Annotated in this window: 2 protein-coding genes; both read right to left on the reverse strand. The window is 67.5% G+C overall.

Translation table 11 applies throughout. The annotated features are described in order from the left end of the window. Window positions 1–1,092: condensation domain-containing protein (locus tag ACSFA7_RS33395; protein ID WP_435503334.1), on the reverse strand; the 1,092-nt coding region annotated here is incomplete at its 3' end. 51 nt (window positions 1,093–1,143) lie between these two features. Next, window positions 1,144–13,206 carry an amino acid adenylation domain-containing protein gene (locus ACSFA7_RS33400; protein ID WP_435503335.1) on the reverse strand — a complete coding sequence of 4,021 codons (12,063 nt, stop codon included), beginning with the start codon at window positions 13,204–13,206 and terminating at the stop codon, window positions 1,144–1,146. Window positions 13,207–13,210: the final 4 nt, after the last annotated feature.

A 13,210-nucleotide genomic window follows, 5' to 3' on the forward strand; every position in this document is an offset into this window, starting at 1 on the left:
CAACGTGAAGTTGCCCCTCGTGTTGTTCTGGAACACCAGCGAGACCTGGAACAGCGGATGCCGTGCCATCGAGCGCGTGGGGTTGAGCACTTCGACCAGCCGCTCGAACGGCAGGTCTTGGTGCTCATAGGCGCTCAGGTTGGTCTCGCGCACCCGTGCGAGCAGATCGCGGAAGCTCGGATTGCCCGAGGTGTCCGTGCGCAGCACGAGCGTGTTGACAAAGAAGCCCACGAGGTCGTTGAGTGCCTCGTCGGTGCGCCCGGCGATCGCACTGCCCAGGGCGATATCGGTGCCTGCACCCATGCGGGTGAACAGCGTCGCCAGCGCGGCCTGCAGGACCATGAACAAGCTGGACTGGCTCTCGCGTGCAAGGGCGGCCAGCTTCTGGTGGACCGGTGCGCCGATCTGTATCAGCAGATTCTCACCGCGGTAGCTCGAGACCGCGGGACGCGGCCTGTCGGTGGGCAGTTCCAATTGCTCGGGCAGGCCGGCCAGGGTGCGTTGCCAATAGGCCAACTGGCGGGCACCGGTACTTCCTGGGTCGGCCTCGTCGCCCAGCAACTCGCGCTGCCAGAGTGTGTAGTCGGCGTATTGCACCGGCAGGGGGGGCCATGTCGGTGCCTGGTCCTGCAGGCGGGCGGCATAGGCCGACGAAAGATCGCGCGCCAGCGGCGCGGCCGACCAACCGTCGCTGGCGATGTGATGGCACAACAGCAGCAGCACATGCTGGTCGGCGCCCAGGTGGAACAGCCAGGCACGGATCGGAATCTCGCTTGTGATCTCGAAGCCGTGTGCGATGGCTTCGGCCAGGCGTTGCGGCAAATCTCCCTCAGACACCTCGCGCACTTGCAGCGCCGGCCTGCCAGCCTCCGGTGCAAGGATCACTTGCCGGGGCGTGTCGCTCGTATCGGGAAAGATGGTGCGCAGGCTTTCGTGCCGGGCCACAACATCGCACAGCGCCTGCCCGAGCGCCGCGTCGTCGATGCTGCCGACAAGGCGCAGTGCCAGGGGAATGTTGTAGGTCGAGCTGGCGCCATCCAGGCAGTGCAGGAACCACAGGCGTTGCTGGGCGAAGGACAAGGGGATCATCATGGCGTGGCTTTGAATTTCGAGTGACTACGTGTCTTCGGTCTGGTCTTGTGCTCAGCGCATGGCGCGCAGGGCTTTGCGTGCTGCAGGGGCGTTCTTCAGCTTCGGCTCCAGTTGCGCGATCGTGGGCGCCTCGAACAGCGCCCGGATCGCCAGCTCCACGCCCAGCGCCGAGCGCACGCGGCTCACCAGCTTGGTGGCCAGCAGCGAATGGCCGCCGAGCTCGAAGAAGTTGTCGTCGATGCCCACCCTGGCCAGGCCGAGGATCTCCGCGAAAAGCGTGACCAGCACCTCTTCCTGCGGCGTGCGCGGCGCGCGGATATTCCGCGGCGTGAGGTCCGGCGCGGGCAGCGCGCGGCGGTCGAGCTTGCCGTTGGGCGTGAGCGGCAGCGCGTCCAGCACGACGACGGCCGCGGGCACCATGTAGTCGGGCAGGTACCCGGACAGCGCGGCGCGCAATGCGTGGGCATCCAGCACCTCTGCGTCCTTCGCGACCGCATAGCCCACGAGCTGCCTGTGTCCTGGCTGGTCCTCACGCGCGACGACGGCCGCTTGCGCGACGCCGGGCTGGCGCAGGAGCACAGCCTCGATCTCGCCGGGCTCGATGCGAAAGCCGCGGATCTTCACCTGCTGGTCCGCGCGCCCGAGGAATTCGAGCATGCCGTCGGGCCGCCACCGCGCGAGGTCGCCGGTGCGGTACATGTGGCTGTCCGGTGCGCCGGACGGATCGGCCACGAAGCGCTCCGCATTCAGCTCGGGACGCTTGAGATAGCCGCGCGCGACGTGCCTGCTGCAGATCGCCAGTTCGCCGAACAGGTCGGTGGGCTGGCCCTGCGGGTCCAGCAGCACGATGCGCGTCGCTTCGACGGTGTGCCCGATGGGCAGCCGCGTGCCCTGCACCTGGCTGCGCGCATGGGCGAAGAACTGCGCCGTCACCGTGGATTCCGTCGGCCCGTAGCCGTTGACCAGCAGGCAGTCGGGTCCGAAGTTGTCCGCGAGCAGGGCGAGGTCCGACGGCGCGGCCTCTTCGCCGCCGAGCACGATAAGCCGCGTCGACGACGACTTGCGGCCCTGGAAGCCGCCGGCCGCCAGTCGGAACACCGTCGGCGTCGAGTGCCAGACCGTGATGCGCTCTGCCTCGAGCCAGCCGTGCAACTGCTCGAACTCGACCTGGCGCAGGTCATGGATGGCGAGCGCGGCACCATTCAGGAGCGCGCCGTAGATGTCCATCACCGACGCATCGAAGCCGTAGGAACTGAAGAGCGTCAGCCGGTCGGAGGCGTCCAGGTGCAGCGCGTTGGTGTACGCGGCAATGAAGTGCAGCACGTTGCGATCGACCTGCACCACGCCCTTGGGCTGCCCGGTCGTGCCCGAGGTGTAGAGCACGTAGGTCTCGCTGCCCGGATGCCGTTCGGCGTCGGAGGCACTGTCCGCGGGGGCGATCTGCGACTGGTCGAGCACCGGAATGTGCCCCGCATCGCAGACGCTCGCGGCCAGCTCATTGAATCCCGGCTCGCACAGCAGCACCTGGCCTTCCGAGTCGGCCGCAATGAACCTCAGCCGTTCGGCGGGATGCAGCGGGTCCAGCGGCACGTAGCTGCGACCGGCCTTGAGCACGCCGAGCATGGCCGCCACCATCTCCGGCCCGTGGCCGAAGAGCAGTAGCACCCGACCTGCGCCCGGACGGAGCGTCCGCCGCAGCGTGGCGGCGATGCCGTTGGCCTTGCGGTCCAGCGCCTCGTAGGTCCATGCCGTGCCTTCGTGCGTGATGGCAACCGCCGAGGGTGATCGCCGTACCTGCGCTTCGAAACGATGGGTGAGGGTCTGTTCGATCTCTTCGCGCGCGATCGGCGTAAAGGCCTGCGTCGGCCTCGGCAGGGTGGCGGCGGAGGCGGCTTCGGCGGCTGCGTCGTTCGGCAGTGGAATCTGGAACAGCGCCGTGGCCGGGTTCGCGGCCACGCAGCGCAGCAGCGCCTCGAAGTGATGCAGCATCCACCGCACCGTGGCGCGATCGAAGAGATCGGTCGCGTAGTCCAGGCGTCCGGTGAGCCCCTGGGCCTTGCCCGCGGTGTCGAACTGTTCCCAAAGCGTGAAGGACAGGTCGTACTTGGCCGAACTCATGTCGATGGGCTGGGTGCCGACCTGCAGCCCCGGCAGCGAGAAGCTTGTGCGCGCGTTGTTCTGGAACACGAGCGAGACCTGGAACAGTGGATGCCGCGCCATCGAGCGCTGCGGGTTGAGCACTTCGACGAGCCGCTCGAACGGCAGGTCCTGGTGCTCGTAGGCGCTCAGGTCGGTCTCGCGCACCCTGGCCAGCAGCTCGCGGAAGCTCGGGTTGCCCGAGGTGTCGGTGCGCAGCACCAGCGTGTTGAGGAAGAAGCCCACGAGGTCGTCGAGCGCCTCGTCGGTGCGTCCCGCGATCGGGCTGCCGAGGGCGATGTCGGTGCCCGCGCCCATGCGGGTGAACAGCGCCGCAAGGCCTGCCTGCAGCACCATGAAGAGGCTGGCCTGACCCTCGCGCGCCAGCGTCTGCAGGCCGCGATGCAAGTCGGCATCGAAGCGGAAGATTTCCGCCGCGCCCGCATGCGAGGACACGGCCGGGCGCGGCCGGTCGGTGGGCAGCTCCAGCTGTTCGGGCAGGCCGGCCAGCGTGCGTTGCCAGTAGGCCAGCTGGCGCGCGCTGGTGCTGTCCGCGTCGTGCTCGTCGCCCAGCAGCTCGCGCTGCCAGAGCGTGTAGTCGGCGTACTGCACCGGCAGCGGCGTCCACGCGGGCGCCTTGCCCAGGCAGCGTGCGGCATAGGCCGCCGAGAGATCGCGTGCCAGCGGCGTGAGCGACCAGCCGTCGCTGGCAATGTGATGGCACAGCAGCAGCAGCACGTGTTGCTCGCCGCCCAGGTGGAGCAGCGTGGCGCGCATCGGCAGCTCGCGTGCGATCTCGAAGCCCAAGGACGTGGCCTCGGCCAGCAGCGCGAGCAGCTCGGCCTCGGACGCTTCGCGCACCTGCAGCGAAGGCCGTGCGGACTCGGGCGGAAGGATCAGCTGCTGCGCCACGTCGCCGGTGTCGGGGAACACGGTGCGCAGGCTCTCGTGACGCGCCGCGAGATCGGCCAACGCCTCTGCGAGCGCCGCATCGTCGATGCGGCCGGACAGCCGCAGGGCGAGCGTGATGTTGTAGGTCGCGCTCGCGCCTTCCAGACGATGCAGGAACCACAGGCGCTGCTGCGCGAACGACAGCGGAATCTGCGCCGGCCGCACCATCGGCTGCAGCGTCGTGCGCGCGGTGCGCGCGCCGCCCAACCGGTGCGCCAGTTGCGCCACCGACGGTGCCTCGAACAGCGTGCGGATCGCCAGCTCCACGCCCAGCGCCGAGCGCACGCGGCTCACGAGCCGGGTGGCGAGCAGCGAATGGCCGCCGAGCTCGAAGAAGTTGTCGTCGATGCCCACCTGGGCGAGACCGAGCACTTCGGCGAAGAACGCCGCAAGGATTTCTTCCCGCGGCGTGCGCGGTGCGCGGGTGCGCTGCGGCGTGAAGTCGGGCGCGGGCAGGGCCTTGCGGTCGAGCTTGCCGTTGGGCGTGAGCGGCAATGCATCGAGCGCGACGATGGCCGCGGGCACCATGTGGTCGGGCAGGTCGGCTGCGAGCGCACGGCGCAGCGCCGCGGTGTCCACGTCGTGGCCGTCGGCCGCGACCACGTAGCCCACGAGCTGCCTGTGCCCGGGGAAGTCTTCGCGTGCGATCACGGCGGTTTGCGCCACGCCGGGCAGGCGCGCGAGCGCGGCCTCGATCTCGCCGGGCTCGATGCGAAAGCCCCGAACCTTGACCTGCTGGTCGGCGCGGCCGAGGAAGTCGAGCACGCCGTCGGCACGCCACTGCGCAAGGTCGCCGGTGCGGTACATGCGACTGCCCGGTGCACCGAACGGATTGGCCACGAAGCGCTCGGCACTCAGGCTCGGGCGCTTCAGGTAGCCGCGCGCGAGACCCGCGCCTGCGATGTACAGCTCACCCGGCACGCCCGGGGGCACCGGCTGCAGTGCGGCGTCCAGCACGTACACCTGCGTGTTGCCGATGGGCCGGCCGATGGGCGGCGCACCCGCGCCGGCCAGCGGGGCGCTCATCGTTGCGCAGACCGTGGACTCAGTGGGCCCGTAGGCATTCACCATCTGCCGGCCTTCGGACCACTGCGCGACCAGTTGCGGCGCGCAGAAGTCGCCGGCCACGATCAGGCTGGACACCTCGGGCAGGCTGTCTTCCGCCATGGCCGCCAATGCGACTGGAGGGATGGTCAGGTGAGTAACGCCGTGCCTGGCCGCGACGGCGCGAAGCCCATCTCCGGGAAGAAGGTCGTGCGTGCGGGAAAGCACCAGCGCGGCACCTGACAGCAGTCCCATGCACACCTCCCAGAACGCCGCATCGAAACTCATCGAAGAGAACTGCAGCACGCGCGAGCGCGGCGTGACCGCGAACTGGCGGATCTGGCTGGTGCTGAGACTGGGAATACCGCGGTGCGTGACGACCACGCCCTTGGGCCTGCCGGTGGAGCCGGAGGTGTAGATGACGTAGGCGGCGTTGGAGGCCGTGAGTGGGCGAGTGCGATGACGGTCCTCGGGGTTGGCGGCCGAGCGCGCGGCAATCGCAACCGTGGTGTCGAGATCGTCGAACAGCAGGGTTGGTGTGCCCTGGGGCAGCAATCGCGCGCTAGCCGTGTCGCTGATCAGGCAGGCGGGCGATGCGTCCTGCAGCATGAAGGCCAGCCGGTCCTTCGGATAGTCCACGTCCAGCGGCACGTAGGCCGCACCTGCCTTGAGGATGGCCAAGAGGCTGACGACCAGTTCGAGTGAACGCGGAAGGGCGAGCGCGACGAAGCTCTCGGGCCCGACACCCTGCGCGATCAGGTGATGAGCTAGCTGGTTGGCGCGCGCATTGAGTTCGCCATAGGTCAGCGAGGTGTCCTCGAAGACGAGGGCAACCGCATCGGGCGCACGCGCGGCTTGCCGCTCGAAGAGCACGGGCAGCGTGACGTCGGGCACCGGATGCGCGGTGTCGTTCCATCCCAGAAGAATCCGCTCGCGCTCCTCTGGCTGCAGGATCTCGATGCCTCCGATGGGCTGCGAAGGATCGGCCGCAATCGCCTCCAGCATGCGCTGCAGCCGGTGCGTGATCTGCTCCACGGCAGAGCGGTCGAACACATCCGGCCGATAGCCCACGCGCAGTTGCACGCGCGTTCCCGGCACGATGGTGAAGTTCAACGGATAGTGCGTGGTGTCGCCGCCGCTGGAGCCGCCGTTGGCGATGGACAGGCCGTTGTACGAAGGTTGGCGCGCGGTGGGCGCCACCGGGTAGTTCTCGTAGACGAGCAGGCTGTCGAAGAGCGAACCGAACCCTGCAATTCGCTGGATGTCCGTCAGGCCCAGGTGCTGGTGCGCGATGAGCAACGACTGCTCGTCCTGCAGCCTTGCAAGCGTCGCGACAGCCGGCTCGCACGCGTGGAGCCGCATGCGCACCGGCAAGGTGTTGATGAGCAGGCCCACCATGCCCTCCACGCCCGGCAGCTCCGGCGAACGCCCGGAGACAGTGATGCCGAAGACCACGTCATTGCGGCCCGTGAGCCGTGCCAGCACGGCGCCCCAGGCGCCCTGCATGAGGGTGTTGAGCGTCAGGCTGTGCAGGCGTGCCTGGCGAGTGAGCGCTTCGCCCAGGGCTTGCGGCAGGCTCAGCGAGAACATCTCCTGGCGGCCCGAGGAGGTTGCAGGTATTGCGACGAGCCGTGTGGGCTCCTGCATGCCCGCGAAGGCGGTGCGCCATGCCTGTTCGGCGGCTGCGTGGTCCTGCTGCCTGTACCAGGACAGGAAATTGCGATAGGGCGCTATCGGCGGCAGCGCGTGCGCGTCACCCCGGCTCGCATACAGCGAGAACAACTCCTTGAGCAGGATCGGCAAGGACCAACCGTCCAGCAGGATGTGGTGGCTGGTGAAGACGAAGCGGGCGCGTTGCGAGGCCAGGCGGATGAGCGTGAAGCGCAGCAGCGGGGCCTCGGCTGGATCGAATGGGCGTACCCGGTCGCCCTGCAGCCAGCGGACAAGCTCGGTCTCACGCGCCTCGGATGCAAGCGCACAGAGGTCGATCTCCTGCCAGGGCAGCACGACCTGGCGAGGGATGATCTGCACGGGCTCGGGGAGGTCATGCTGCACAAAGGCTGCGCGCAGGTTGGCGTGGCGCTGCAGCAGCGCGGCGGCAGCCGCGCGCAGGGCTGCAGCGTCCAGCGGTCCGGTGAGCTCGAAGCCCAGCTGCAGCACATAGGCGTCGGCCTCCTGCCCGTCGGACAGCGCGTGGAACAGCAGGCCCTGCTGCAGGGCCGACAGCGGCAGGATGTCTTCGAGCGGGGGAGATGCCCGCTCGAGACGTTCGATCTCGGACTGGTCCAGCGCCAACAGCGGGAAGTCCGATGGCGTGAAGCCGCCGGCCGCGGGTTGCCGGACGTGGGAGACCAGCGCCTCCAGCACCCGGAACCATGTCCGACCGAGTGCCTGGATGTCATCTTCCGAGAAGAGCCTGCCGGCCCAGGACCACGTGGCCGAGAGTTGGGGACCATCGGTGAAGTCTCGGGTGAGTGCGTCCAGCTCGATGGCGTGGGACAGGGCCATCTGCAGGTCTGCGCTGCCGCCGAGCGCTGCGGCCTCCGGTGCGGTGGCCCAGTCCTTTGCGGTGGGTGCCGAGAAGCGCCCCAGGTAGTTGAAGGCGATCTGCGGCGTGGCAGTGCCGAGCACGTCGGCCGTCTCGCGGTTCAGGTAGCGCAGCAGCCCGAAGCCCAGGCCGTTGTCGGGCAGGGCGCGCAGTTGCTCCTTGCTCTGCTTGAGTGCACGGCCCATGTGCTCGCCACCTCGCAAGGCGTCGTCGAGGTCGATGCCCTGAAGGTCGAGCCGCACAGGGAAGAGGCTGGTGAACCAGCCCACGGTGCGCGAGAGATCTGCGCCCTCGAAGATCTCTTCGCGGCCATGGCCTTCCAGATCGAACAGCACGTCGTTGGCACGGCTATCGCGAGAAGGCGCGCGACGGCGGCGCCAATCGGCCACGGCCAGCGCGAAGGCTGTCAACAGCACATCGTTGATGCGGCCGTGGAAGAGCGCCGGCACCTGTGTCAGCAGAACCGACGTGAGCGCAACGGGCAACGTCAAGGTCAGGCGCCTTGCCGTCTCGACCGTATCGAGGGCGGGGTCCAGCGGCCGTGGCGAGAGCAACGGATCGGGCGCACCGAGGATGCGCGTCCAGACCGGCAGTTCGGCCATGCGGAGCGGGCTCGTGGCAGCCTCGCTCAATCGCCGCGCCCAGCGTCGCAGGGACGTACCTTGCGATTCCTGCTTTACCTGCCGGCCTTGCAGCGCGGCTTCCCAGGCGGCCTGCAGGTCGGGCACGAGGATGCGCCAGGAAACGCCATCGACCGCGAGGTGATGAATGGTCAGCAGCAGGCGTCCGGGTTGTGCGCTGCCTGCATCGAGCCAGACGGCCTGCAGCATGCGCCCTGCTTCGGGGGTGAGACGCCCTGAAGCTGCGCGCGAGGCTTCCGCCACGAGCACACGCAGGCCGTCTTCGTGCAGGCCGATCATGTCGACCTGATGCAGACAGTCTTCTGCATGAATCGTTGCCGCAGGCGGAATCTCGAGTTGCCAGTCGCTGGTCTCCGATATGTGCAGCCGCATGCGCAACGCGTCGTGATGGTCCAGCAATGTTTGCAGCGCGGCGAGCAGATGGGCCTTCTGCAGGTTCGCGGGCACTTGCAGCAGCATCGACTGGTTGAAACGGTCGATAGGACCACCACGCTCGCGCAGCCAGTGCACGATGGGCGTCAGCGGGACCGGGCCCACGGCGATGTCGACTTCGATACTGCGCGTGTCCAGTGCAACCGCCACCGTCGCGAGTGCGGCAACGTTCTGGTGCTGGAAGACGTTGCGCGGCGTGATGACCAGACCGGCCTTGCGTGCGCGGCTGACCAGCTGGATGGAGCTGATGCTGTCGCCGCCGAGGTCGAAGAAGTTGTCGTCGATGCCCACTTGCTGCAGGCGCAGGACTTCGGCGAAGAGATCGGCGAGGGTCTGCTCCTGCGGCGTGCGCGGGGCGCGAATGCTTTGCGGGGTGAAGTCCGGCGCGGGCAGGGCCTTGCGGTCGAGTTTGCCGTTGGGCGTGAGCGGCAGCGTATCGAGCACGACGATGGCAGCAGGGACCATGTGCTCGGGCAGGGCATCGGAGAGCGCCCGGCGCAAGTTCGCGGTGTCGATGGCGGCATCTGCGACCACATAGCCCACAAGCTGCTTGTGGCCCGGTGAGTCTTCTCGGGCGATGACGGCCGCTTGCGCAATGCCCGGTTGGCGGGCAAGCGCGTCTTCGATCTCGCCCAGCTCGATACGGAAGCCTCGAATCTTCACTTGGTGGTCCGCCCGCCCGAGGAAGTCGAGCACGCCATCGGCACGCCATCGCGCGAGGTCGCCCGTGCGGTACATGCGGCTGCCCGGTGCACCGAAGGGATTGGCCACGAAGCGCTCGGCACTCAGGCCGGGACGCTTCAGATAGCCACGCGCCAGCCCCGTGCCTGCGATGTACAGCTCACCTGGCACACCCGCCGGCACCGGCTGCAATTGCGCATCCAGCACATACATCTGCGTGTTCCAGATCGGTCGACCAATCGGGACCGAAGTGGCCTCGTCGTTGATGTCGCAGGCCCAGTACGTGACGTCCACGGCCGCCTCTGTCGGGCCATAGAGGTTGTGCAAAGGCGCACCCAGAACGCGATGAAACTGGGCTTCCAGTTCCTTGGGCAATGCCTCGCCACTGCAGATGACCCGCGTCAACGAGGTGCAGCCCGAAGCCGCGGCTTCTTGAACGAAGGCCTGCAACATCGAAGGCACGAAGTGCGCGGTGGTGATTCGCTGAGCCTGAATCAGCTGGGCAAGATAGTTCGGGTCCTTGTGCCCCTCGGGCTTGGCGACAACGAGCGTGGCCCCTTCGATCAAGGGCCAGAAGAACTCCCAGACCGACACGTCGAAGCCTGCGGGTGTCTTCTGCAACACCCGGTCATGCGGCTGGAGCTGATAGGCCGACTGCATCCATGCGAGGCGATTGACGATGGCGGCTTCGGAGACGATGACCCCCTTGGGCCTTCCGGTGGAACCCGATGTGTAGATGACGTAGGCGGGGTTGAGCGAGGTGATTAGTTGCGATGGATTGGTGCTTGAGCGCGCCGCAATCGCAGCCTCGGTGCGTGGGTCATCGAGCAGCAGCACGGGCGAACCCGAAGGCAGCAACTGTGCCGTAGCTGCGGTGCTGATCACGCAGACCGGTGATGCGTCCTGAAGCATGAAGGCCAGTCGGTCCTTGGGGTAGTCCACATCCAGCGGCACATACGCTGCGCCGGCCTTGAGGACCGCCAGCAGGCTGATCACCAACTCCAGAGACCGCGGCAGGGCGAGCGCAACGAAGCTCTCAGGCCCCACACCTTGCGCAATCAGGTGATGGGCCAACTGGTTGGCGCGCGCGTTGAGTTCGCCGTAGGTCAGAGAGGCATCCTCGAAGACCAGGGCGGTGGCATCGGGCGTGCGTGCGGCCTGCTGCTCGAACAGTGCAGGCAAGGTCGATTCGGGCACGGGATGAGCGGTGTCGTTCCAGCCCAGCAGCACCTGTGCACGCTCCTCAGGCGCCATCACCTCGATGCTTCCGATGGGCTGTGAGGGATCGTGGGCAATGGCCTCAAGCACGCGCTGCAAGCGCACCACCAGTTGCTCGACCACACCACGCTCGAACAGGTCCGGCCGGTAGCCCACACGCAACTGAAGCTGTGCTCCTGGCACGATGGTGATGCTCAGCGGGTAGTGCGTGGTGTCGCCCCCGCTGGCACCTGCATGCGTTATTGCGAGGCCGTTGTATGACGGTTGGCGCGAGTTGGGGTCTACCGGGTAGCTTTCATAGACGAGCAAGGAGTCGAAGAGCGAACCGAACCCTGCCAGCCGCTGTACATCCGTCAAACCCAGATGCTGGTGAGCGATAAGCGAAGACTGTTCGTCTTGCAGCCTCGCAAGCGCTGCGACGACCGATTCGGACGAGCGGAGCCGGAAGCGCACGGGCAATGTGTTGATGAACAGGCCCACCATGCCTTCGACGCCCTGCAGCTCGGGCGGGCGGCCCGAGACCGTGATGCCGAAGACCACGTCTTGGCGGCCCGTCAGGCGCGCGAGCAGCGCGCCCCAGGCGCCTTGCATCAGGGTGTTGAGCGTCAGGCTGTATTGGCGGGCCCTGCGCGTGAGCGCCTCGCCCAAGGCCTGCGGCAGGTTCAGCGGGAGCATCTCCTGGCGGCCCGAGGAGGATGTCGATGCCGTAGCTAGTCGGGTGGGCTCCTGAAGATCCGCGTATGCGGCGCGCCATGCTACTTCTGCGGCTGGCCGGTCCTGCTGCCTGTACCAGGACAGGTAGCTGCGATAAGGCGCCACGGGTGGGAGCGCGCTCGTGTCGCCCTTGGTCGCATACAGCGCGAACAGCTCCTTGAGCAGGATCGGCATGGACCAGCCGTCCAGCAGGATGTGATGGCTGGTGAAGACAAGGCGCGCGCGCTGCGGTGCTAGTCGGATGAGCGCGAAGCGCAGCAACGGTGCCTGGGCGGGGTCAAAGGGGCGCACATGGTCGTCTTGCAGCCAGAGCTTGAGCGCCGCTTCACGGGCCTCGGGGGTGAGCGACGAGAGGTCGATGTCCTGCCAGGGCAGAGTGATCTCGCGCGGGATGATCTGCACGGGCTCCGAGAGGTTCTGGTGCAAGAAGGCCGCGCGCAGGTTGGCGTGGCGCTGCAGCAGCGCGGTGGCTGCTGCGCGCAGGGCAGCGGTGTCCAGCAGCCCGGTGAGATCGAAGCCCAGCTGCACCACGTAGGCATCGGCCTCCTGCTCGTCGAACAGCGCGTGGAACAGCAGGCCCTGTTGAAGGGGCGACAGGGGCAGGATCTCCTCGAGCGGAGGGGAGGTCTCCTCCAAGTGCTCGATCTCGACCTGGCTCAGTGTGAGCAGCGGAAAGTCCGACGGCGCGAGGCTCGGGGTGTCTTCCAACGGGACCGCGACGGTGGCGAGCGCGGCCACGCTCTGGTGCTGGAACACATTGCGCGGCGTGATGACCAGGCCCGCCTTGCGCGCGCGGCTGACCAGCTGGATGGAGCTGATGCTGTCGCCGCCGAGGTCGAAGAAGTTGTCGTCGATGCCCACTTGCTGCAGGCGCAGGACTTCGGCGAAGAGCGTCGCGAGAGTCTTCTCCTGCGGCGTGCGCGGGGCGCGAATGCTTTGCGGGGTGAAGTCCGGCGCGGGCAGGGCCTTGCGGTCGAGCTTGCCGTTGGGCGTGAGCGGCAGCGCATCGAGCACGACGATGGCAGCAGGGACCATGTGCTCGGGCAGGGCGTCGGACAGTGCGCGACGCAAGTTCGCGGTGTCGATGCCGGCATCTGCGACCACATAGCCCACAAGCTGCTTGTGGCCCGGTGAGTCTTCGCGGACGATGACGGCCGCTTGCGCAATACCCGATTGGCGGGCAAGCGCGTCTTCGATCTCCCCGAGCTCGATCCGGAAGCCTCGAATCTTCACTTGGTGGTCCGCCCGCCCGAGGAAGTCGAGCACGCCATCGGCACGCCATCGCGCGAGATCGCCCGTGCGGTACATGCGACTGCCCGGTGCACCGAACGGATTGGCCACAAAGCGCTCGGCACTCAAGCCGGGACGTTTCAGATAGCCGCGAGCGAGACCTGTGCCCGCGATGTACAGCTCGCCGGGCACGCCTGCGGGCACCGGCTGCAGCTGTGCATCCAGTACATACATCTGCGTGTTCCAGATCGGCTTTCCGATCGGAACCGAAGTGGCTTCGTCGTTGACATCGCAGGCCCAGTACGTGACGTCCACGGCCGCCTCTGTCGGACCGTAGAGGTTGTGCAATGGCGCACCCAGAACGCGATGAAACTGCGCTTCCAGTTCCTTGGGCAATGCCTCGCCGCTGCAGATGACCCGCGTCAACGAGGTGCAACCGGAGGCTGCAGGCTCTTGCACGAAGGCCTGGAGCATCGAAGGCACGAAGTGCGCGGTGGTGATCCGCTGCGATTGGATCAACTGC

The organism is Variovorax trehalosi (genome assembly GCF_051216415.1).
Classification (GTDB): Bacteria; Pseudomonadota; Gammaproteobacteria; order Burkholderiales; family Burkholderiaceae_C; genus Variovorax.